Source organism: Paenibacillus canaveralius (genome assembly GCF_047238265.1).
In the GTDB taxonomy this organism is placed as follows: Bacteria; Bacillota; Bacilli; order Paenibacillales; family NBRC-103111; genus Paenibacillus_F.
Map to the genome: position 1 here is coordinate 3,312,566 of NZ_JBDFMM010000001.1, position 22,879 is coordinate 3,335,444.

The window sequence follows — 22,879 nt, forward strand, 5'->3', positions numbered from 1 at the left end:
CGTTAACCCTTGAACGTATCCCGCCAGCCCAGCCAGCGTTTCTCCAGCGCGTGGACCGCGAGGTCGGATAAAGAACCGACGAGCGCGAACAGAATGATTCCGACGAATACGATATCCGTATTCGAATACGTCCGGGCATCCTCGATCATGTATCCGATGCCCGCGCTCGTTCCCATCAGTTCGGCGAAAACAAGCACCAGCCACGAAACGCCCATGGCCAGACGCAGACCCAGCAAAATATGAGGCAGCGCGGAAGGAATAATGAGTTTCGTCAGCTGCCGGCCGCGCGAATACTGTAAAATGCGGGTCACCTCATAGAGCTTGGAATCCACACTCCGGATTCCCGTGAACGTATTGAGGTAGACCGGAAAAAAAGCGGCAAGCGAAATCATCAGAATTTTGCTGAATTCCCCGATTCCGAACCACAGGATAAACAGCGGAATCAAAGCAAGCAGCGGCACCGTCCTCAGCATTTGAAGCGAAGGGTCCAGCGTCCGTTCGATCAGTTTGCCGATTCCCGTGAACAATCCCACGAGAAGTCCGGCAAGCGCTCCAAGCGCGAAGCCGCCAGCGGCCCGCACGAAGCTCACGCCGATGTGCTCCAGCAATTCGCCGCTCAAGCCAAGCTCGGCGAAACGCCGGGCAATGTCCGATGGCGCCGGCAGCTGCTCCTTGCCGACCAGTCCGCTCATACCGGCCGCCTGCCATACCGCCAGCAGGACGATCGGGACAAGCAGACCGTGCGTCCAGGACGGGAACACACCGAGCCAGCCCAAATCTTTGGCCGTCCTGCCGTACACCTTCGGAGCCGCTTTGCCCCGAAGCGTTGCGGCAGACTTTTTAACGGATACGGATTCCACCACCCTCATCCCCCCTCTCCCGAAAAGCTGTCTCTCCAGCGAAGCAGCCTGCGTTCGGCGAGTAGGACGAGCGAGTCGGAAAGCTTGCCCATTACCGCGAATACGATAATCCCGACGAACATAACCGTCGTGAGCGACATGGAACGGGCATCGTTGATCATAAATCCGATGCCTGTGCTGGAGCCCATCATCTCGGCAACGACGAGCCCCAGCCATGCGACGCCGAGCGACAGCCGGGTGCCGAGCAGGATGTTGGGCAGAGATGCGGGCATAATCAGTTTGGCAATCATCTGAAAACGGCTGAACTCAAGCACTCTGGCCACGTCGAACCATTTATTGTCTACCGAACGTATGCCCAGGAAGGTTTGAATGTACAGCGGAAAAAAAGAGCCTTTTGCAATCAGAAGAAGCTTGGATTCTTCTCCGAAACCGAACCAGAGAATGAACAACGGCGCGATCGCCAGATGCGGCAGCGTGCGCAGCATTTGCAGCGTGGGATTCAGAAGTCTTTCCGCCTTGTACGAAAATCCGACCCAAAGACCCGCCGCAAGTCCGAGGCTTCCTCCCAGCAGAAAGCCGCACAGCACTCTCCATGCCGAGACTCCCAGGTTGCGGAGCAGCTCCCCGCTGGCCAGCATCGCTCCGAATTCACCGAGTATATCGAAAGGGGACGGCAGGAGGATCGGGTTCAGCCATCCGGCTGATCCGGCACTCTGCCAGACGGCAAGCAGACTCAGAGGAAGCAGGAATCCGATGAACCGGTTGGCCGCAAGAGGAGTTCTCCGCCTCGTTTTCCGGTCCGGTGTCGTGCTCCCGGTCCGCCCGCCGTTCATAAGTTTGTTTCGGGTACTCGCCGAAAGCATGTGCAGCACCTCTCCTTCGGGTGTTAGTTTGCCGCAGAGGCCGCTTTGAGAGCCTCTTCGATAAAGGTATTGTTCACGGCGTCGGCCACTTTAATCTTCTTGCGGATCGTTCCCGCCGATTCCTGAAAATCGGCCGTTTTCTGAAGCTCCGCAGCGGTAGCCTCACTGACCGGAATGTTGATCGATTTCGAACGCGCCAGCATCCCGCCGACGACCGCTTCGGGGATTTTGTAATCCGCCGCATACCGCTTCTGAGCTTCCGCGGAGTTTTTCTCTTCCCACAGCCTCGCTTTCTCCAGAACGGTCAAATAGACGGTAGCCAGCTCCGGATATTTATCCGCAATCTCTTTGCGCACGATGACAAAGGACGGGGCCAGAACGCCGAGCGTCTCGCCTTCGGCAAGCACTTTTCCTTTGCCTGTCAAGGTGTTGACGGTTATATAAGGATCCCAGGTCACCCAGGCATCGACCTTGCCCGAATCGAAGGCAGGCTGCGCTTCGTTCGGCTGCAGCTGGATGACTTGAACGTCCGCAGGGTTAACCCCCGCATCGTGAAGTCCGCGGGTCAGCAGATTATAGGCGTTGCTGCCTTTCGTGACGGCAACCTTCTTGCCCTTTAAATCCCGGATATCTTTCAGCGGGCTGTCCGCCGGAACTATAATGGCCGTATTCCGTTTGCCGTCCAGTATCTGGGAAATGATCTCGAACTTTATTCCGGCGGATTGTGCCGCAATGACCGGCATATTGCCTAGAGAAGCGAAATCCAGTTTGTCCGAGGCCATCGCTTCCGTCATCGGCGGGCCGCTTTGAAATTCAGCCCACTCGACTTTTACGCCCAGCGGCTCGTAGGCTTTCTCGAACCACTGCTCTTCCCTCGCTTTGGCATACATGCCTCCGCTTCCCTGCACGCCCAGCTTGAGGGTCAGCCCCTTGTAATCCCGCTTGCCTCCGTTATCGGCCTGAGCCGCCTGGTCTTTCTGCGCGCACCCGGCCGCGAACATAACCGTTACGAGCAGAACCAGCGCCGTTGTCCATGTTTTCATATCTTTCTCTCCTCCGTATGTATATCGATTGTAAATTTTACCCTTTTCATTTAGCTCCTCCACCCATCCGGCTTGGGCCCCTTCTCTTTCTCGAACACCTGCGGCACGTTCCGGCGCAGTTCCTGAAATGTCGTAACGCTCCGGAAATCGGCGGGATACGTGCTTAAACACCAAAGATTGCTTGGACAGGTAACGCTCCCTTAAATAACAAAACCGATCAGTTTAATTGGTATTAGAGAATAAAAAAATGGCCGCAGGTCATAAGCAGGTGTCTTCCCCGCTTGTTTGCCCGCCGCCAATCTCCAGCTGTCTGGTCGAGTGCGTAAAAGGTAGTTATTCGGTTTGCTGATTTCACAAATTGAATTTAGATTCGGTTTGTTACCCGAATTCTATCAGGCAGAAAACCGGATTGTCAATACTTTTTTCCTATCGGATAGATCGGAATTAAATTACGCTTCAAAAAAACGGATCAGCGTGTCTACCTCGATGGAAACGGGGATTTCGAAACCCGGCGCCCTCTGCAGGGTCAGACCTTGAATCAAGCTCACATAATAAAAAGCGAGCTGGAGCGGATCTCCGGCCCTAATCTCCCCCCGGCCTTGCCCGTCCTCCATGATGCGCGCGATCGGCTTAAGATTGGCCGTAAACCGGTCTGTGACCGCCTGTCTGATCTCCGCAGGCACGGTTTCGGTCGTCCGCGCGCTCTGCAGCATGATCGTGTACGCCCAATTGATCGGGTTGGCAAGCCATCCCGCGGCGAATTCGTGCAGCTTAAGAAGCGGCGGCATCGTCTGCTCGTCGGCGAGTTCCGCCGCTCTCTTCCCGTAATCGAGCTGCCCGCGTTTTAACACTTCGGCGAAAATCTCGTCTTTGGAGCTGAAATAATGGTACATCGTGCCGATACTGATCCCGGCCGCTTTGGCGATATCGCTGATGCTTGCGGCTCCGAACCCTTTCGCCGAAATGACTGTAATGGCCGAATCCAGAATAAGCCCGGTCCGTTCTTCCCTGACGCGTAAATCCCGTTCCACATTTCTCGGCGACACGCGGTTCCCCCCCTTGCGGACTGCTCCGTAATTACTGCTTTCCCTGCGTCTATGATAATCAACGGGACCTCAAAAGCCAAGACAAACGGCCGCACATGCCCGGCAAGCGCAAAAAAACACCCCCTCTCTATATACACAAGAGGGGATGTTTTGCCGAATACGCCGTTTAAAGCTTGCCGCCTTCTGTAATGACGTCGTTCGGATCGGTATTTGCGCCGAGCTCTTCTTTGACGTACTTGTCGTAAAGCTGAAGCAGAAACTTCTCCTGCCCGAGCGTTTCAAGCTCCTTGTTCACCCAATCCCGGAGCTCCGTATTTCCTTTCTTGACCGCCGGAGCGATAGGCGCTTCTTTCTCCAGCTTTTCGGGAATCAGCGTGAAGCCGGGGTTCTGGCGGGACCAGGCGAAGAGAACGAAGTTGTCCTGGGCATAGCCGTCCCCGCGTCCGTCTTTGAGCGCCTGCAGGGACTCCGTATTTTTTTCGTACTTCACCAGCTGCACGTCCGGGCGGTTTTTGGTCAAGAAGAGATCGGCGGTCGTTCCCTTCGTGACGATGATTTTTTTGCCCTTCAGATCGGCCAGCGTCTTCAGTCCGCTTTTCTCGGACACGAGCACCTGCGTCGCAACTTTCATCGTCGGATTCGTAAAATCCACCGCTTCCTTACGCTCGTCGGTCACCGTCATATTCGCCACGATGAGATCCACCTTGTCGCTTTGCAGAAACGGGATGCGGCTGGCGGGCTCGACCGTCACGAATTCGATCTTCGATTCGTCTCCGAGCAGATCTTTCGCGAAACGCTTGGCAAGATCGCTGTCAAAGCCGATCTTATTCCCTTTGTCATCGGTAAAGCCGAACGGGGGCTTGTCCGTAAAAACGCCCACGACCAGCTTGCCCCGGTCTTTGATTTTCTGAATGCTTCCACCGTCTTTTTCTCCGGCCGATACCGGTTTGGCCCCACTTCCCGAAGCGTCTTTCGGATCTTTGACGGCTCCGCAAGCGGCCAATACTCCCGCAAGCAGGACGACCGCTGTCCATACGGCTAATCGTTTTATCATGCTTCTTCTCTCCCTTTACCCGTCTCCAATTCAAAAAACTGATTCAAAAACCGTTTCGCGCGGCCGCTTTGAGGGCTGTTGAAAAAAGTTTCCGGCGGTGCGATTTCACGAATTTCACCTTCGTCCATAAAGACGATCCGGTCGGCCACCGCCCGCGCAAATCTCATCTCGTGAGTCACGATAAGCATCGTCATGCCCTCCCGGGCCAAGTCCAGCATCACCTCCAGCACTTCTTTCACCATCTCGGGATCGAGAGCCGCCGTGACTTCGTCGAACAGCATCACCTCGGGCCGCATGCAGAGCGCCCTGACGATGGCGATCCGCTGCTGCTGGCCGCCCGATAGCTGCCGGGGATACGCGTTCTTCTTATCCAGCAGGCCGACGCGCGCAAGCAGCTTTTCCGCATCCGCGGCCGCTTCACGGCGGTTTCGCTTTTGTACTTTAAGCGGTCCCAGCAAAATGTTGTCGAGCACCGTCATATGCGGGAACAGATGATAGCTTTGAAAAACCATGCCGATTTTCTGGCGGGTCGCCCGCCACGGTACTTTTCCGGCACCGGGATCTTCCCCTTTAAACAAAAGAGTCCCGCCCTGTATCGGTTCGAGCCCGTTCAAGCAGCGAAGCAGCGTGCTTTTGCCGCATCCGCTGGGTCCCAGAATGACGACGACCTCTCCCGGCGCGACGTCCAGATCGATGCTTTTGAGCACCCGGTGCCCGTCGAACGATTTCTCCACTTGCCTAAGCTGCAGGAGCGCTTCCCCCATAACAGCCTCCTTTCCGGCCGGCAGGCGGCAGCTAGCCGGCCCATCTTCTTTCCAGTCTGCGCGAAAACACCGACAGCGGGTAACATAAGGCAAAATACAGCAGCGCCATAAGGCCGTAAATCACAACCGAGGCGTAAGAAAGCGTGTAATGGCGTTCTATGATCTGCTGGCCCGATTTAATCAGCTCCGTCACTCCGACCAGCACCGTCAGGGAGCTTGTCATGACAATCCGCGTAAACACGTTGATAGCAGGCGGGACCATACGCCTCAATGCCTGCGGGAGCAGGACATAAACCAGCAGTTGAGGACCGCTCAGCCCCAGAGACTTTCCCGCCTCCGTTTGCCCTTTGGACAGAGATTGCAGGGCTCCCCGGACAATTTCTCCGATTTCCGTCATTCCCCAGAGAGACAGTACAAGCAGCGCGGAGCCGAATGCGGAAAGATGAACATCGAAAAGGATCGGCAGCCCGAAAAAGAAGAAAAACAGCCAGACCAGGATCGGAACGCTGCGGACCAGCTCCAGAACCGTTCCGGACAGCAGACGCGGCACAAACCGGCGCGAAGTCCGGAGCACCCCGAAGCCGGTTCCGAGGATCACGCTGAACACGATAGTCAAAAGCGAGATTTTTAGCGTTGCCCACAGCCCTTCACCAAGCTGGGGAAGGCTTCTGGCCAGCAGCTCATAAGCCGAAAGCGCCATGGCGGAACCTCCTTTCCAGATAACCGAGCAGAAAGGACAGGGGCAGAAATATAACGAGATAGCAGAGTGTCATCATCAGAAGCATCTCGTAGGTTTTGTAGTAGAGCGAGATATAGCTGGTCGTCGTGTAAAGCAACTCCGGGACCGCAATCGCGGACACGACCGTCGTTTCTTTCAGCAGAAAGATAACGTTCGCCGCTAAAGACGGGACGGAAATCCGCAGAGCCTGCGGCAGGACGACATACCGGAACAACTGCCATCTCGAAAGCCCGACGGCAAGCCCGGATTCCGACTGGGATCTGTCTACGGCTTCTATTCCGGAACGGAAAACCTCCGTAAAATATCCGCCTCCCAGGAAGGTCATCGCAAGAAAAACCGTCGTCATGACGGAAAGTTTAATTCCCAGCTGCGGCAGGGCGAAATACAGAAAAAACAACTGAATAAGCAGCGGGGTGTTTCTCGCTAATTCGATATGCACCCGGACCGCCCAGGTCAGGGGACGAATGCGGAAATACAAAATAAACGAATGAAAGACGGCCACAAGAAGGGAAAATAAGACGGCAGTGCCTCCTATTCTGAGCGTTTCCCCCGCAGCTTTAATAAAATCGGGCAAATGCTTCCACATAAAGTCCGTATCGAGATGCACAATACTCCTCCTAAATTTTAACCTTCTATTCACACCGGATAACACGGATTAAAAGTGTGCTTGTACCGGTTTGAATGAATCCCCCACCTCCTGTGTACATAAAAAAACAGCCGTACGGCTGTCCCTAAGGGATCTGCCCGAGGCTGTCTGGATAGGAAATTCATGCTGTGCAACCCCGCACCGGGCAGGAAGAAGCCGTTATTTCCATATCTTATAACATATTTTTCCAAGCTGTCAACTTGGTTTTATTTCTAGTTCCCTTAAACCAATTCGGAAATATAAAGCGGAACAGTTCCCTGCTCGGGCCGGAATCCCAGTGCACGGTAAAAGGATTCCGCCCCCTCGTAAGAAATCAGTACTTTCGTTTTGTATTCCCTGTACTTGCCGAGAATCGCGGTCATCAGCTCTTTGCCGATCTCGCGGTTCTGGTAATCCGGCCTTACCAGCATGTAATGAAAATACGCCGTCATCACTCCGTCGGAAAGAGCGTTAACCAGCCCGACCAGCTTTTCTCCGTCCCAGGCGGTTACGACCGAGTGAGAGTTCAGAATCGCCTGGTGCAGCTCGTCGGGATGCTTGCCCGATTCCCAGTCTACGGACAGGAAAAGCTCCCGGAGCTCGACTTTGTTGATTTCGTTGGAATGACTGTAGCGGATATCCAATTTGAACAAATCCTCCTTGGCGGCTGTCAGCTCAGCACCTCGACGACGAAGCCGCCCGGGGCTTTCACATAAAATGTCCAGCCGTGCAGTCTTTGAGGAGGTTCCACGTCGAATCCGTCCTCTTTGAAGCGCCGGTTAAGCTCGTTCACTTTTTCTTCGCTGTCCTGTATAAAACCGATATGAAACGTTTTCGGATAGCTGACTTCCGAGCCTTTCATCAATGTCAGGACCGCTCCGCCGTCATCGGACAAAACTGCGAATCCGCTGCCGCGCGTGCCGGTGGTTTTCAAACCGAAATACGTTTCCAGAAAAGCCTGGGACGCCTGGACGTCCGTAACCGTCAGATTAAGATGGTTCAGTTTCATGTCCGCACCGCCTTTGAACAGAGTTGGAATGGTGAATCCGTTTTCTACATTTTACATCCTTTTGGTACGTTTTGGAAAATGTTTTTACTCTTGTATCCTTTGGCGGCACAACCATTCCATTCCCGACTTTCAAAGACCGCCGGACTTATCCGGGTTCACGCGTCCCTATTTCACGAATGTGGTTCAGCACGGATTCCCACTCCCGTCTCATCATTTCACGCATATACACATCGTCGAGCATTTCCTGATGAATGGAAATCGTGGTTCCACCCGACTTTGCGGCCGTTATAGTAAGCTGGAGCCGAGAAGGGCTCGTCCACTCTTTACGCTTCCAAGTCATCCGCAGCTTCCGGAACGGAACGACCGAAGCAAGCTTTCCCGTAACTCCTTCGGCGGAGGAAAATTCCGCTCCTCTCTCAAGAGGAAAGGCGGACACGTTTCCGATCCACAGCGCCAATCCCCGGCTCGAAGTCAGATAATTCCAGGCTTGCTGAGGAGACATCGCAACCGTTTTTCTTACACCGATCTGAACGCCTGCATCTTTCGTCACACCGACGGGTGTCCTTCCCAGACAAGGGGCGTACATGGCAGCCAGCCATTCGCTCCACTCTTCCGAGACCTCGTGAGACTTGCGAATGTGATCCTTGATCTGTTCGTGCGACCAAAGCTCGTTCACGGAACGATTGAGCTCCACGACCCATTCGTCCCAGGAAATTCCCGTTTCTTTCTTCACGTTTTCTTTAAAAATCGCTCCGGGCATTCTCGTTCCTCCTAACAGTCATTGAACTGCAATCGGCAGAGCCGCAAGCTTTCCCGAAGGTTCATCCGCACGGCACGGGGAAGATTCTCGCAGCATTCCCGTCATGGCGAGCATCTGCGCTCCAGCAAAAAAGCGCGGCCGCGACCGGGAGACCGGCGGGCAGTCCGGCACTGTTCCGGTCCGCTGCGGCAGCAGCCGGAATCCGTCAGGCCCGGTTCGCCAAGGAACGGCCCGCGTACGCGTCGTCCTCGTGCTCTATTGATGCTGTTTCCCCCTTCAGGCATGCCGAGATCATTATACAAAAAGCCTCCCGCCTCGGAAAGAGTGCGGAAAGCTTTTATACGAAAAACCGGCCCCTGCACTAGGTTTTCTTTTTCTCACCGAAATAGGGCTGGCCCGGGTTGGCCGGTTTTCCCGGTTCGCTGTGCACAGAGACCGGCGGGCCGATACGGACCGATTCCGTGATCGGCGCGAGGGCTTTGCCGGCGAGAGCCGCGTTGACATTGTAGGCGTTCTGCAGTACTTCCGGCGGTGTCAGCCGCAGGATATCGGAGCCGTAAACCGTTTCGGGCTGATCATGATTGAAAAAACCGTGCAGATGCACCTTCTCGGAAACGGGGGTAATCCAGTGCCACCAGCCTGTGGGGACGAAAACGACCTGCCCTTCCTTCGCGCGGTAGTTCACGAGCCGGGGATTGTCGGGACACATCACCGAAATCTCGGCTTCCCCCGATACGATGACATGAAGCTCCCATGCGTTCGGATGCCAGTGAGGCTCGCGGATATGTCCCCTGCCGAGCCGCAGATCCGTAAAAGCCCCACCCGTCATGGGCGGAAGCTGAGTTGAGGTGACTTCATACGCCACATTGTCTTCGTTGCGTTTATACAGCACATTATCGCCTACGTTAAAGGCAAGATTGGGCATGCCGGAACTTTTGTGATAACTCGCCGGGCCGGCCCTATAACCGTATCCGCTCACTAGTCAAGCTCCTCTCCCCGTTCCGTATCCTTCATTCCTTCATACATATGCGGGCGGCCGGAACATTATCCGGAGGCGGAAGAAGGACAAGCTTAACAGAAGCCAGGCAGCGTAAGGATGAGGAGCCCCACATAACGGGCGTCCATCAGGTCTCAAACCTATTCCAGCTCCACCCTTTGACCGGATGAAAACCGCTTCTCTATCTTTTTGCTGACGATCAGCGATACGGCGACGAACAGGACGACATAGAGCAGCTGGTACGGATTCTCGATATATTTGGCCACATCGTAACCGATATACGAAACGGTGAACACCATAATGCCTTTGCCGATCAGAACGGCCATCAGAAAAGAACGAAGGCGCATGCCGGCAAGTCCGGCCGCTATGTTAATGACCACGAACGGACCGACCGGAAACAGGCTCAGCAGAAAAACGTAGCTGTAAGCGTTCCTCCGGATCCACTTCGTCGTTCTTGCGATTTTCGGCTTGCGGGCCAGCCTTTCGAGATACGGATGACCGGCGATTTTTCGGACGATCAGGAAGGTGACGAGGCATCCGCTGACGATTCCGATCCAAGAGTACAGAAAACCGGCCCACAGCCCGTAAACCGCCGCGTTTACCCCGACAATGAGCAAAGTCGGCAGAGGCGGGACAAACGATTTCAGGAAGGTAAGCAAAATACCCGGAAACGGACCGAGCGACCGGTATTGTTCGAGCAGATTTTTTAAATTGTCTTCATTTGTTACATAGGACAAGATGTCTGAGAGTTCCATGAATTCCGTTTTTTCCTTTCAGGGTCATTTGGAAGGTCATTTCCGCTAGCTTAAGCTTACCTTAAAAGCTTCCGCTTTCCTATCTTTACTTCCATGAAAACGAGGAAGCTTTTGCATGCCTGTCGGCAACTGCCGCTATTTTCCGCGAACCCGCTAATTGACTCTGACATCTGCCGCCTCTCTAGTCCGTCATTTTTCATATGTTAGGGATAACTTACCGGATAAGGAGGCCGTATCCCTTGGTTCACACGAAAAGCAAATCCTATACCTATAAAGTGGGCAAAAACAAGTTTCTTGTCATCCAGATCTTTCAGTCCGCCATCGCCAAGACACACGCCGGAAATGCGCTGGCAAGCAACGCCGTCCATGTGAAAGTATTTAAAAAAGGTAAAAAACGTTAAGGGATCATCGCTGGGAAAGGGGGTGCAAACATGTCTAAACAAGGGAGGAAACACCGGCATGGGAAAGACACAAAAGTGAAATTCACCAAAGTAAAAACGACTCACAACACGGTAAACGTTAAGCAATCGGCCAGAGCTCATACGGGACAAGGCGGCAATGCATTCGCCATCAATGCCTCGGACGTGGGCGTAGTAAGAACAGACGTAGCGGCGAAATAAGGAGACGGGACTAAAAAAGGACGCGCCCCGTGCGCCCTCTCTTCCTTTTGCGCTTGCAAAAGCGGCAGACAAAAAGCCTCCGCCGGCGGTTTTACCCGCTTGCGGAGGCGTTCTGTATTTTTATTCGGGGCGGTCCCGTTCAATTGAAACGGTGCCCGCTAAATTCCCGCCCAGACGTCTTTGGCGTAACGTCCGTCCGTTTGCAGGCTGTCCAGCCACTTCCGGGCTTCGTCGGGGCTTACCCCGTGAATATTCGCGTAAGCCTGCTGCAGCTGCTCTTCCACGTCCGGCGCCATCCGGCTTCCGTCGCCGCATACATACAGCCGCCCGCCTTGGTCCAGCAGGGCGATCAGCTCCGCCGCATTCTCTTTCATCAAGTGCTGCACATACGTCTTCGGCGTTCCTTCGGCCCGCGAATATGCGGTGTGCAGCTTCACGATGCCTTCCCGCTCGTACTGCTCCAGCTCCTCGCGGTAAATGTAGTCGCTCTCGCACCGGCAGCCGAAATACAGATGGGCTTCCCCCAGCTCCGTCCCTGCCTGCCGCATCGCGCTGCGCGCCTGCAGGAAGCCTCGGAACGGCGCGACGCCCGTACCGGGGCCGACCATGATGACCGGCGTCTTCGGATCGTCCGGCAGCCCGAAGCCCGATTCCGGCGTCCGGACGAACATGACGATCGCATCGCCCTCCGAGCGCTCCGCCAGGTAGTTCGACGCCACGCCCCGGTACTCGCCGCGTCCGCTCCACGCCGGGCCCTTCACGACCCCGACCGTGATGCTCGCCTCCTCCGGCTGCACCTGCGGGGCGCTGGAGATCGAGTAGTACCGCGGTTTCAGGGGCGGCAGCAGCTCCAGGAAGCGCTCGAAACTCAGCTCGCACGCTTCGTAGCGTTCCAGCAGGTCGAGCATGGATATGCGCTTCTTCCACACCTGCTCGCGGTACGCGTCCTCCTCCAGCAGCGCTTCCAGCTCGCGCTTGTGAGGCGGACACGCCGTGCAGCCCGCCAGCTCCCGCAGCTGGGCGCGGGTGGCCGCTTCCTGCAGGTCCACACTGTGGCCCAGCAGATCGTCCAGGCTCACCGGGCGGTCCAGCGGCAGATGGGCGGCGCTCCGTCCGCTTCCGCTCAGAATGAGATGGTCGCTGCCCTGCAGCCCGAACCGGCGGAGTACGCGCCCCACCATTTCGCGTGAGTTCCGCGGCAGAACGCCCAGGTGGTCCCCGACCCGGTAGGTCACGCCTTCGGGCAGCTTCACCTCGATTCGGCGGGTGCTGCGCCCGCTGCCCTCATGCTGCAGCTCGGTATTGCCCGCGACGACTGCATGCACGGCATCGTAGGATTCCGCCAGCGGCGTACCGGCGAAGCCGCTCACAAACTGCAGGCTGAGCGAGCTTTTCTCCTTCTCCGAGATCTCGGCAAGCTCCAGACCCAGCGCTTTCATGACATCCGGCCACAGCGCATCGCGCCAGTCTTCCAGCTGCTTCTCGAAATCGCCGCTGGCGTCGCCCTCTCCGCGCCCGGCCAGGCGCTGCCCTCCCTTGGAGGCGAGCAGCTCATCGGCCCGGCGCGGAACGTCCTGGTACGTACTCGCCCAGTTATGGTCGCCGCATCCGAACACGGCGAACTTGATGCCGGCGATTTCATCGGGCTCCGCGCTTTCGAGCCAGTCCATGAAGTCTTTGGCGTTGCTCGGCGGCTTGCCGTTGTAGGAGGCGGTCACGACGAACACCGCCCCTTCCTTGGGCAGCTTGCCCGCATAGTCGTTCATGGGAGCGACTTCGGGACGGAAGCCCTGATATTTCGCCGCATCGGCCAGCTCGCGGGCAATGCCCTCGGCAGTGCCGAGGTTTGAACCGTACAGCACAAGCAGCGGCGTGTTATGGGCGTTTACGCTGAGGGGTGCCGCCTGCTCTTTGACCCGCTTGTCTTCCGCCGCGGAAACCGCAGTTCCCGGAATGGTGACGGAAACACCCTGATGGCGGGGCTCTACCTTCATCGTAAAGCCGTCGGGTTTCATCGTCAGCGTTTCCTTCACCTTCAAGACATAATCCGTATGCTGCATGATGTTAAAATGCTTCAAAACCATCCCGAGAACCAGCGTAGCTTCTTGCATGGCAAACTGCTGGCCGATGCAGGCACGCTGGCCGTTGCCGAACGGTTTGTAGGCATCGTAAGGAATCTTACCCGGGTCTTCGAACCGCTCGGGAATGAACGATTCCACATCCTCGCCCCACACGGACTTGTCCCGGTGAAGCTTCGGAATGAGAACCGTCAGGCTGTCCCCTTTCTGCAGCGGATATTTATCGGCCAGCAGGGTGTCTTCTTTCGCATAAAGTACGAAAGCCGGAGCCGTCGGCCACAGCCGCAGCGCTTCGTTCAAGATCATCCGGACATAGTGAAGCTCGCGGACTTGCGCGTAAGTCGGCACGGGATCGGTCAGCACCCGGTCCACTTCTTCGTACGCTTTTTGGAGCTTGTCGGGATTTTTGAGAAGGAAATAAAGCGCAAACGACAGCAGTCCGCTCGTTGTCTCATGTCCCGCGATCAGGAAGGTGATGATCTGATAACGGATGTTTTCATCGTCGAGAGATTCGCCCGTTTCCGGATCTTTGCCGTTCAGCATATGAGAAAGCAGGTCGTCGATACCTTCCGTTCCCTGGGCCCTTCTCTCGGCGATCAGCTTGTCCACCAAAGCGAACATCGCTTGGATGTCATGGTTGAATTGTCTTTTCGTAATGACCATCAGCTTGTCTTGAAGTCCGAGACGCTGGGTCTGATTCATCGCTTCATGAAGCGCTCGTACCATGCTTATAATAAAAGGATGCGGCTGCTCCCGGTAAAAGCTGTTAAACCGGTAGTTGAATCCGCACAATCCGATCGTATCCAAAGTCAGGCGCGTCATATCTTCGGGAACATCGATGATCTCGTCCGGATTAAGCCGGGACCACTTCTGGATGAGCTGGAGCGCGATGTCCACCATCATGTCGTGGTATCCCTTCATGGCACGCTGGCTGAACGTCGGCAGCAAAATATGATGTGCCTTCTGCCAGTTGGGCTCATACGTGTGGGCGGTAAACAGCCCGTCCCCGCCGAACGCGCGAACGTTCGATAGAGCGGCCCCGATTTTCTTGTCGAAACGGGATTCGTCGCACGCGTCGGCGACCAGCTCGTGGCTGGAGATCAGCAGCTGCGTCCGGCCGGGCATTTCCAGCTTAAAGATGGGGCCCAGTTCGTCCGCCAGTTTCATCATCGATTGCAGCGGGCTTTCTTTATCAATTAACGGAAGATTACCGAGCGGCCCGTATGTTTTGGGCTGCGGAATTAAAGTTTCTGATTTAGCCAAGACACTCTCGCCCTCCTTGTTGATGCCTTACGGGTATTTACACATCATGACTACTATTTGAAAAGAAAGGAACGGCTATCCATTTCTTTTCGGGCTTAAGGACAGCTTGCGCAAAAATTACCACTTCAATGGCTGTCTTATGAAATCATTTCCAGTATAGAACAAAAAACCGGTTCACCCAAATAGACAATTTCAGTGAAATGTCCAAAAACGAAACATTTTCCCAAGTTATGTCTACCTGCGCAATACCGGTTTTTCGTTCCTATGAGAGAGCCGTCATCCGAGCAAAAAATCAGGATATGTACCTTGCAACGGGACCATGGAGCGGACTATGTAATAAAACCTCCGTGAAAAGTAAGCGTGAAGATCATTTCGCCGCGGTGCAAAAGCCGCTCTTCTCCTTTAAAACGGCTTATATCTCCGCTCCAAAAACAGTTGTACTCAAACCTCTCGTCGCGATACTGTTCGGGTCCCCGGAACGGAGCCGCTTCGGTCACTTTCCCGAGGCACTCCAGCAAGAACTCCGGAAACCCGTCTACCGGATTCAGTGTAGTTCCGTAATAGTTCAATGCCCAGAGCGGAGTCCCGTTCCGCCTGACCAATTCCTGACCCGCAAAGTCGGACTCTCCGTAATAGCTGTCGAGATAGCTGTAGCTCCCCGCGGCATAAGGAAAATTTTTGGCGCCCGGTCTCGACGGAACATCGCCGCTTGCCGCTCCTGCGGCGTACGCGTTTTTTTTAGCTTCCACAATAAATAATCGAAGGTCCTTCTCTTGTAGAACCATACAGTACCACCGTCCATCCTATTTGTTGTTCTTCCATAATTTAGTATAAAGAACACGTGTTCCCAGGTCAATCCCCTGTATTTTAAAAAAGAAAAAGATTCCTTTATACTATTTACAAGTGGAAGTGGAGAACCATAACGAGGTGACATCATGACCGATTCGCAAATGACCAAAAAAGCGCTGGCCGCATCGCTTAAAAAGCAGATGGAAACGAAATCTCTGGCAAAAATCAGTGTTCAGGATATTTCCTCCGGCAGCGGGCTGAACAGACAAACCTTTTATTATCATTTTAAAGACAAGTACGACCTGGTTCACTGGATTTACTATTCGGAAGCGGTGGAAAGCATTGCGGATTACCGCGATTACGGGCATTGGAGCGACATGGCCGTACAAATCCTGCATTATCTGATGAACAACCGGCTGTTCTATATCAATGCGCTCAACACTCCGGGACAGAATGCGTTTGACGACTATCTGTTTGAGGCAACCAAAGACATGATTAAACGTGTCGTGGACGACGCTTCCGCCGGTCTTGACGTTTCGGATTCCGACAAAAGTTTTATCGCGGAATTTTACACCTTCGCGTTCGTAGGCATCGTCGTCAAATGGGTCAAAACGGGCATGAAAGAGCTGCCCGAAACGATGATGAAACGGATCAGCGATCTGGTAGACGGCACGCTGACCCGCGCGCTCAGCCGTCACGCCGGATTGCAGCACGCCGATACGGCGCCTTAGGACGCCAAAACGCCACCCCTTTTTAATAAAGGGGCGGCGTTTTTTTTAGGTTGATTGATCCGCATATTGTGCTGCTGCCTGACACCGGTAACAGCGCATGTTGCACCCTGTGGCTGCGGAATCCCTCCCCTTCCCAGAGTTAGTCGGTGCTGTCCGCGGCTGCTGCGGCTCCATGAATTTCACCGAGAGGTTCCGGCCGCCGCAGCATCAACGGAACGAGCAGCAGCGCACCCAGGAAGAAAAGAATTCCGCTTCCGGTATAAACTGCTTGAAGGGATAAGATCTCCTTCATAAATCCCGCGCCGGACATGCCGATGACCATAAATCCCATGAACAAGGGTGTAAGCACGCCTCCCACGCGGCCGATAAAAGCCGCTTCCGTGTTTTTCATCATCATGGTGTTGATTCCGATCATTATGCAGGGATAAAACAGACCGTTTACGACTTGGAAAAAGATCGTCAGCGGAACGCTGGCGGACAAGCCGATTCCTATCGTTCCCACGGTGCTTGCGACAAGCCCCACCGCAAGCAGCGATTGCGGCTGCATTTTTTTCGAGAGTGCCATGACGACTCCCCCGCCCGCCAGCATGGCTATTCCGTTTGCCGCGAGAAGCCACTGCAGGAACAGTTTATCCTGCCCGAGATTTTCGATGGCGATAAACAGCATCAAAGGCTGAATAATACCTACCGCAAAGCCGCAAACGGCGAACGTTCCCCCCAGCGTCTTCAACGCCCGGCTGCTCCACACATAACGCAGTCCGTCCTTCATTTCCTGCATGAAATTGCGTTCCGCCTTGGCCGGATTCACCTGATCGGCCGGGAGTAAAGTAAGAACGGCGGCGGAAGCGATGAAACAAACCCCCATCACGGCAATCGAAATTTCCAGGCCGTAGTGCTGGTATACGAATGTGCCGAGAATCGGTCCGAATACCATGAAGATGGCCATCAGCGTCTGAAACATCGCCATAACCCCTTGAAGCTGCTCTTCCGGGACATGTTGTTTAAACAGCTTTAACGCGGACGGCTGCGAGAATTGCGACAAAATCGCCGACACCAGCGTAGCGAAAAACAACGCCTGCCACGACCCGTACATCACGACGAGCAGCACGGCGAATACGGACAATGCCGAGAGAAGATCGCAAGCGATCATCGTCCGCTTCGGTCTCCAGCGGTCCGCAAACGTTCCCCCGATAATAGCGAAAAGAAAAATCGGAGTAAACTCGGCGACTGAGATTAACGAAACAAATTTGGAATTGTTATTCGTTATATCCGTCACATACAGCAAAATGGCAAAATTTCTTATCCAGATGCCAAGCTGCAGCAGAACGTTAGACAAAATAATCGTTCTGACAAAAGCATTATTTAACACGAATGCAAACCCCTTCCGCGATTTCCCCTGAGATCTTTATAAACTCAGAAGAAAAGATAATTAACAAACGTTTTTTATTTTCGTTTGGTTAATACACAAACATAATATAACAATGTTTTAATTTTGGTCAACAACAATTTATTTTTTCCGGTAAATCAAACGTAAATTCCCGCTCGTTTCTTTAAGCCTCCCTTATCTTTCCTTGAGTTTTTCCGCATGTTTCAGGTTTTCACGCTTTATCCCCTTCTCCACTCCTTCGGGAGAAATCCGCTGATCGAATTGGATCACATCGCTATGAGAGAAATATACATAATTCACGTGGGGCTCATCCTTAAAAACAACGACCGTATAGAAGGCGGGCAGCTTGATTCCCCAGACTCCTTTCACCGAAGCCAGCTCATCCTCTTTGTAGCCTTTTTCCTGGAGCAGGTAGCTCTTGACTCTTTCCGCATAGGCCATTTTATTTCCCTCAACATAAACAAGCGGAGCCACTAAAATAATCAGAACGATAAACAGCGCAATGATCTTTCCGCGGCTTAAGTTCCGCATGGCTCCACCTCTTTTTTCAAATCGCCTGTTAAATTCGGTTGGATCGGATGCTCGTAAACGCTCACTTTCATCACTCCCTATGAGTTTGATTAGGGCCACTTTGTAAGTATAAAAGGATATTCCAAGGAGTTCCAAATAAACCTTTTTTTAAAATAAAAAGCCCGCCTCACGCTTCCGGAAGAAACGCAAAACGAACTGTATAAACAATCTGTATATCTCAGGACAGACAGGTCCTCTCAACGTCCTTCAACCCCGAAGCGTTCAAGCGGACTGTGCACCGGAAAAACTCACAAATACGTAACTTGCGAAGAAAAGAGCCGTTAAAGGCTCCTTTTCCGTGTACCGTCAACGCTCCAAGCCTGCGGCTAAACCGCTGAAGCGATTTTCCGGTACAAATGCTGAAGATACCGCCATCTGACCATGAGAAAGTAAACAGCCTGCACGGTAAGAAAGGCGAGAAAAACCGTCAGCGAGGATTGCAAAATCGAATAGCCGACAAGAAGCTGAAGAGCGGTCAAGGCTACCGCGCTGTGTACAAGGGCCATGGCAATCGGAAGAAAAAACATGAGAAGGAGCTGACGGGTCAGAATCCGTCTAAGTTCCTTGCGGCTCAAACCGACCTTCGCTATCATCCGGTACTGTTTTTCATCCCGCTCCAAGTCGGCATATAACCGGAAGTATACAAAACTTGCCGCGAAGGTAAAAAAGACGATCCCGACCAGCACGCTTACGATCAGCAGGATGCCGTTCTTCTGTTTAGCCGAGAGCCATTCGTGCACGAGAGCCTCGAAGTAAAAACTCCCGTCCGAGCCCGAATCGTTGATGCTGTCGGCTAATACCCGGGAGACTCCCGCCGACTTTTCCCAGCCTTCCACCACAAACAGATAATAGGTCTGCTGATACTCCTGTACAGGCAGTTTACCGAACATCGTATCCGTCACGACGGCAACCCTCCCGCTCAACGGTAGTACAAGATCACGGGTTATTTTCTGCACGTTCAAGGTCTGCTCCTGATTGTCATAGACGAGGTCAAGCGTCTTTATATCCGGTTTTTTTTGATCCCAATCGTTTTTCTCGCTGATCGTGTGCGGCGAAATAATCACTCGGCTGTCGTCTTCGATCGTTTCTTTCTCGTAGCCGAGCATATCCGCCAATTTGTTATATTCGCTTAATTTCAGGACCGTGTATGCATTTTCCGTCTGGAACGGGGTAACCACGGCCTGCTTGTAAGAATAACGCGCATCCTCAAGACGCGTCCGGATTTCCTGAACATGTTCCTTCTCCTTCGGGTTATTTTGCAAGGAAATATATTTGAATGCGTAAGGGTCCTGCATTTCGGACAAACCGGGATCGCTGATCGCCAGGGAGGTACCGATACCCGTAAAAGCGACGGCCGACACAATGGCCACCATGAAAAACATAATCGCGTTATCTTTCATCCGGTAACTCAGTTCGGACAACGTGAGCAGGTTCGTTTTGTTAAAAAACAGCCGTTCTCTTCTTTTAAGTGCGCCGATCACGTACACGCTCAACTGCGTAAACAAAAAATACGTTCCCGCAACCGTCAAGATGACTCCGGCACCGAGCAGAGAAAATAGAAAGGCGCGCTCCAGAGTAAAATAAAAGACACACCCGTACCCCGCGGCAATTAGCGCCAAAGCCAGCAGCGACAACGATACGGACGCTTTCGGCTCCGGTTTCGGCTTATCCTCCGATTGGAGAAGGTCAACAAGCGGCCCCGATTTACCCAGACCTGCGGTAAAGAACGAAATCAGCAGAAACAGCAGCAGAAAAGCCCCTGTCGTCGTCAGGGCCGCTTTTACCGGCAGGTAGAACGGCAGTCCGTTCATAATATAAAGCACTTTGGAACTGATAAGCAGGATAAGCTTGGCGAAAATAAGGCCTGTTCCTATGCCGGCGGCAATTGCAGCCACCCCGATCATCATATTTTCCAGAAAAATAAGCTGTTTCAACTGCTTGCGGGAAATTCCGAGCACCATGAGAAGCCCGAATTCCTTCTTCCGGTTTTTAAGAAACGAACTGACGGAGTACAGCAGAAAGAAGAACGAGAAAATAAAAATCAACACTTGCGATACCCGCATGCCCATCGTGCTCAAATGACTGATCGTTGCGCTTGTCGAAGACAGTTCCCCCTGCAGATCGGGATGGAACAGGAGCAGAGCATACGTGAAGAAAATCATGACGGAAAACGCGCTGCTGAGAAAATGAGCGATATAGGTCCGCTTGTTGCGGACAATATTGTTAAACGCGAATTGTCGAAAATTCATTCCCGCTTCCTCCCAGCAACGATAAGACATTGATAATTTTCTGGTAAAAGGCTTCCCGGCTGTCCCCGCAATAAATCTCGTTATACAGCCTTCCGTCCTTGATAAAAACGACCCGGTTGCAGTAGCTTGCCGCCATCGCATCGTGCGTAACGAGCATCATGGTCGCTTCCTCTTCCCTGTTGAGCATCGTCAGGAGCTCCATGACGTCACGGGCGGACTTGGAATCGAGATTGCCGGTCGGCTCGTCCGCAAGCACCAGCTTGGGCGTATGGATAAGCGCTCGTGCGATAGCCGTCCTCTGGGCCTGGCCGCCGGATATTTCATACGTGCGTTTGTTCAAAATTCCGGAGATGCCGAGTTTGTCTGCGATTTCCTCCACACGCCTGTTCATCTCCGTCAAATCGGTGCCGTCAAGAGTCAACGGGAGAAGAATATTCTCCTTCACCGTAAGCGTATGAAGCAGATTAAACGATTGGAACACGAATCCCAGCTCGCGGCGGCGGAATACGGCCAGCTCGTCCGCCGTCAGACGGTGCGGATCGTTTCCGTTAATCAGCACCGCTCCGGATGTCGGCGTATCGATGGTGGATACGAGATTAAGCAGCGTCGTTTTGCCGCTGCCGGAAGGCCCCATAATACCGACAAACTCACCTTTTTCGATCGTCAGGTCTATGTCGACAAGCGCCTCGTAAGAGATCGTGCCCTTGTATATTTTGCTGAGATTAGAAACTTTCAAAATTTCCATAGGTTTATCCTCCTCTATTCAGTCCGGGCTATTTCTCCTAAAAGTTTACCCGAGGCTGTACCGATCTCCTATCGGCCTTTCTTTCAGACAGGTGACAGCTTTGTAAGAATGTCATCTTCCCGCAACGGCGAAACGACAAAAAAACGAGCGGCTTACCCGCTCGTCTTAACGGCTCTGCTGCTTTCAAACGTGAGCCGAACCGTTGTTCCTTCCCCGACCCGTGACCGGATGCCGACCGTAAGATGAAGTTTCGCCGCAACCTGCTGCACCAGATACAACCCCATGCCGGTCGATTCTTTAAACCTGCGTCCGTTTTCTCCTGTAAAAAACGGGCGGAACACACGCGGAATATCTTCGGGAGGAATTCCGATGCCGCTGTCGCGCACCTCCAGAACGACCGCATTGTCTTCCTCAAACGCGGCGATTTCAACCTTTTTACCGCTTCCCGCCGAATATTTAATGGCATTGGAGAGCAGCTGCTGGAGAATAAAACGGAGCCATTTGGAATCCGTTTCCACCTTAAGCTCCTGCTCCATCACAACTGCCGGGTATACATGACTGTGTATAAAGAAACGTTTATAATCATGGACCGCCTCGCTTGCCAGTTCTCTAAGCGCCACGGATTCCACATAAAAATCCTGCTCGAAGGTTTGCATACGAGCCATGTAGAGGACCATCTCCAAACCTCTTCTGATCCGGTCCGTTTCTTCCGCAATGCTGGCAAAGCGCGGATCACTGTCTTCCTCCGTGATCAGCTCAATGACCGAAAGCGGAGTTTTCATTTGATGAACCCACTGGTTTATAAACGTAAGATGGTCGCGCTGTGTGCGCTCCCACGCTTTTATTTCACTCTGATAGTGACTGTACTGCGTCTCAAGCAGGCGTCCGAGCGCCGCAGACAGCGGTGCCGCATCCGATTTCTGCACAGAGCTTCCCAGCGAGCCGGGCGGCTTAGAGAGGCGCCTGTATAATTCCCGGTGGCTGAAATACCTGTAAGCCAGATAGGCGCCGAGCACGCAAATCCCCAGAAAAACGGCGTACAGAGAAGTAAGGACGTCCGTGTATCCGTCATACCGGTAAACAAGCAGCACTAGCAAGAGGATGACCGCCGTAAAGCCGATCAGAGGCATCTGTTCGCGCCAGAACAGTTTCATGGCCGCTCTCCGCCCGTCCAGGTCACGTTGAGCCGGTATCCTACTCCACGCACGGTTTCCAGGGCATCTTCAATACCGAAATCCTGCAGTTTTTTCCGGATGCGGGTTATGTTTACGCTGAGCGTATTGTCGTCTACGAACGTGTCGTCCCACAGCTTGTCCAGAATCGTCTCTCTGCTTACAACCCGGGGACTCCGCTGGAGCAGCGTCTCCATCAGAACGGCTTCCTTTTTGGTAAGCGTTACGCTGTTCTCCTTTAACTGAAGCACCATCCGTTCCGGGTATAGGATCATCCCTTTTTTCTCGACGGTTCGCTCCTGCGTTCCGGAAGAATAATCCCCGAATGCCCGTCTCAGCTGGCTGCGGATTTTGGCCATAACGATTTCATAGTGAAACGGCTTTGTAATATAATCGTCCGCTCCGTTTTCAAGACCTCTTACCTGGTCGAATTCACTGCTGCGGGCCGAAATAAAAATAATCGGACAAGTCGATTCCGAGCGGATTTGGCGGCACCAGTAGTAGCCGTCAAACCGGGGCAGATTGATATCGAGCAGAACCACGTGGGGCTGTATCCGCCGGAACTGCTCCAGCACCCCATCAAAATCTTCCGTCACAACGCCTTCATCCCCGTTTTTTTGTATATGGGCCTGAAGCAAATTTGCGATTTTGGGGTCATCCTCCACAATCATGATCGTATACATAAGCTCAATCTCCTTTGTTGCGACAGACTTTCCTCTCTGTTAAGAAAAAGGTTGCCGCCTCCGGCAGCGGGAGTCGG

Annotated in this window: 24 protein-coding genes; 3 read left to right on the top strand and 21 right to left on the bottom strand. The window is 53.5% G+C overall.

Translation table 11 applies throughout. The annotated features are described in order from the left end of the window. Window positions 1-2: 2 nt before the first annotated feature. The 13 genes from ABC395_RS14820 to ABC395_RS14880 form a co-directional block, all read right to left on the bottom strand. The gene (locus tag ABC395_RS14820; protein WP_413004205.1) at window positions 3-869 is read right to left on the bottom strand and encodes an ABC transporter permease; all 867 of its coding nucleotides are present in this window, start codon (window positions 867-869) and stop codon (window positions 3-5) included. After that, window positions 866-1,723 (bottom strand): ABC transporter permease, encoded by an 858-nt coding sequence (locus ABC395_RS14825; protein WP_413004206.1) that lies wholly within the window; start codon window positions 1,721-1,723, stop codon window positions 866-868. Before ABC395_RS14825 ends, ABC395_RS14820 begins: the two co-directional genes overlap by 4 nt. A gap of 23 nt (window positions 1,724-1,746) precedes the next feature. Continuing rightward, a complete protein-coding gene (locus ABC395_RS14830) occupies window positions 1,747-2,766 on the bottom strand; it encodes an aliphatic sulfonate ABC transporter substrate-binding protein (protein ID WP_413004208.1) in 1,020 nt (339 codons plus the stop codon). 449 nt (window positions 2,767-3,215) lie between these two features. Continuing rightward, complete coding sequence (locus tag ABC395_RS14835; protein WP_413004210.1) at window positions 3,216-3,812, bottom strand: TetR/AcrR family transcriptional regulator; 597 nt, start codon at window positions 3,810-3,812, stop codon at window positions 3,216-3,218. A 166-nt stretch (window positions 3,813-3,978) separates the two neighbouring features. Beyond that, window positions 3,979-4,866 (bottom strand): transporter substrate-binding domain-containing protein, encoded by an 888-nt coding sequence (locus ABC395_RS14840; protein ID WP_413004212.1) that lies wholly within the window; start codon window positions 4,864-4,866, stop codon window positions 3,979-3,981. Next, the gene (locus ABC395_RS14845) at window positions 4,863-5,630 is read right to left on the bottom strand and encodes an amino acid ABC transporter ATP-binding protein (RefSeq protein WP_413004213.1); all 768 of its coding nucleotides are present in this window, start codon (window positions 5,628-5,630) and stop codon (window positions 4,863-4,865) included. Before ABC395_RS14845 ends, ABC395_RS14840 begins: the two co-directional genes overlap by 4 nt. Window positions 5,631-5,661: 31 nt before the next feature. Next, entirely contained in the window at window positions 5,662-6,330 is a 669-nt protein-coding gene (locus tag ABC395_RS14850; RefSeq protein WP_413004215.1) for an amino acid ABC transporter permease, read from the bottom strand. Beyond that, window positions 6,311-6,976 (bottom strand): amino acid ABC transporter permease, encoded by a 666-nt coding sequence (locus ABC395_RS14855; protein WP_413004216.1) that lies wholly within the window; start codon window positions 6,974-6,976, stop codon window positions 6,311-6,313. Before ABC395_RS14855 ends, ABC395_RS14850 begins: the two co-directional genes overlap by 20 nt. 260 nt (window positions 6,977-7,236) lie before the next feature. Continuing rightward, the gene (locus tag ABC395_RS14860) at window positions 7,237-7,638 is read right to left on the bottom strand and encodes a GNAT family N-acetyltransferase (protein WP_413004218.1); all 402 of its coding nucleotides are present in this window, start codon (window positions 7,636-7,638) and stop codon (window positions 7,237-7,239) included. A gap of 26 nt (window positions 7,639-7,664) precedes the next feature. Continuing rightward, entirely contained in the window at window positions 7,665-8,003 is a 339-nt protein-coding gene (locus tag ABC395_RS14865) for a VOC family protein (protein ID WP_413004220.1), read from the bottom strand. Between the two features lie 145 nt (window positions 8,004-8,148). Beyond that, window positions 8,149-8,763, bottom strand: coding sequence for an SRPBCC family protein (locus ABC395_RS14870; protein WP_413004222.1), 615 nt, complete (start codon window positions 8,761-8,763; stop codon window positions 8,149-8,151). A 361-nt stretch (window positions 8,764-9,124) separates the two neighbouring features. Then, complete coding sequence (locus ABC395_RS14875) at window positions 9,125-9,742, bottom strand: cupin domain-containing protein (RefSeq protein WP_413004224.1); 618 nt, start codon at window positions 9,740-9,742, stop codon at window positions 9,125-9,127. 158 nt (window positions 9,743-9,900) lie between these two features. Continuing rightward, the gene (locus ABC395_RS14880) at window positions 9,901-10,515 is read right to left on the bottom strand and encodes a TVP38/TMEM64 family protein (protein WP_413004226.1); all 615 of its coding nucleotides are present in this window, start codon (window positions 10,513-10,515) and stop codon (window positions 9,901-9,903) included. A gap of 239 nt (window positions 10,516-10,754) precedes the next feature. Between ABC395_RS14880 and ABC395_RS14885 the strand changes: the two genes are divergently transcribed. After that, complete coding sequence (locus tag ABC395_RS14885) at window positions 10,755-10,916, top strand: hypothetical protein (protein ID WP_413004228.1); 162 nt, start codon at window positions 10,755-10,757, stop codon at window positions 10,914-10,916. 30 nt (window positions 10,917-10,946) lie between these two features. Continuing rightward, a complete protein-coding gene (locus tag ABC395_RS14890) occupies window positions 10,947-11,135 on the top strand; it encodes a hypothetical protein (RefSeq protein ID WP_413004230.1) in 189 nt (62 codons plus the stop codon). Window positions 11,136-11,293: 158 nt separating this feature from the next. Here the strand turns inward: ABC395_RS14890 and ABC395_RS14895 are convergent, their stop codons facing one another. Together ABC395_RS14895 and ABC395_RS14900 are read right to left on the bottom strand one after the other, a co-directional pair. Beyond that, a complete protein-coding gene (locus tag ABC395_RS14895; RefSeq protein WP_413004232.1) occupies window positions 11,294-14,476 on the bottom strand; it encodes a bifunctional cytochrome P450/NADPH--P450 reductase in 3,183 nt (1,060 codons plus the stop codon). A 329-nt stretch (window positions 14,477-14,805) separates the two neighbouring features. Continuing rightward, on the bottom strand, window positions 14,806-15,261 hold the full coding sequence (locus tag ABC395_RS14900; protein ID WP_413004233.1) for a DUF5680 domain-containing protein: 456 nt from the start codon (window positions 15,259-15,261) through the stop codon (window positions 14,806-14,808). A gap of 150 nt (window positions 15,262-15,411) precedes the next feature. On the opposite strand from ABC395_RS14900, the gene dhaS reads away from it, so the two are divergent. Further along, a complete protein-coding gene (gene dhaS, locus ABC395_RS14905; RefSeq protein WP_413004235.1) occupies window positions 15,412-15,996 on the top strand; it encodes a dihydroxyacetone kinase transcriptional activator DhaS in 585 nt (194 codons plus the stop codon). 139 nt (window positions 15,997-16,135) lie between these two features. Here the strand turns inward: dhaS and ABC395_RS14910 are convergent, their stop codons facing one another. The 6 genes from ABC395_RS14910 to ABC395_RS14935 form a co-directional block, all read right to left on the bottom strand. Beyond that, window positions 16,136-17,365 (bottom strand): MFS transporter, encoded by a 1,230-nt coding sequence (locus ABC395_RS14910; protein ID WP_413004237.1) that lies wholly within the window; start codon window positions 17,363-17,365, stop codon window positions 16,136-16,138. A 192-nt stretch (window positions 17,366-17,557) separates the two neighbouring features. Then, on the bottom strand, window positions 17,558-17,914 hold the full coding sequence (locus ABC395_RS14915) for a DUF3139 domain-containing protein (RefSeq protein ID WP_413004239.1): 357 nt from the start codon (window positions 17,912-17,914) through the stop codon (window positions 17,558-17,560). Between the two features lie 365 nt (window positions 17,915-18,279). After that, window positions 18,280-20,202 carry an FtsX-like permease family protein gene (locus ABC395_RS14920; protein ID WP_413004241.1) on the bottom strand — a complete coding sequence of 641 codons (1,923 nt, stop codon included), beginning with the start codon at window positions 20,200-20,202 and terminating at the stop codon, window positions 18,280-18,282. After that, window positions 20,177-20,947 carry an ABC transporter ATP-binding protein gene (locus ABC395_RS14925; protein ID WP_413004242.1) on the bottom strand — a complete coding sequence of 257 codons (771 nt, stop codon included), beginning with the start codon at window positions 20,945-20,947 and terminating at the stop codon, window positions 20,177-20,179. The genes ABC395_RS14920 and ABC395_RS14925 overlap by 26 nt, the downstream gene beginning before the upstream one ends. A gap of 152 nt (window positions 20,948-21,099) precedes the next feature. Further along, complete coding sequence (locus ABC395_RS14930; protein ID WP_413004244.1) at window positions 21,100-22,101, bottom strand: sensor histidine kinase; 1,002 nt, start codon at window positions 22,099-22,101, stop codon at window positions 21,100-21,102. Further along, window positions 22,098-22,802 carry a response regulator transcription factor gene (locus tag ABC395_RS14935; protein WP_413004246.1) on the bottom strand — a complete coding sequence of 235 codons (705 nt, stop codon included), beginning with the start codon at window positions 22,800-22,802 and terminating at the stop codon, window positions 22,098-22,100. The genes ABC395_RS14930 and ABC395_RS14935 overlap by 4 nt, the downstream gene beginning before the upstream one ends. Window positions 22,803-22,879: the final 77 nt, after the last annotated feature.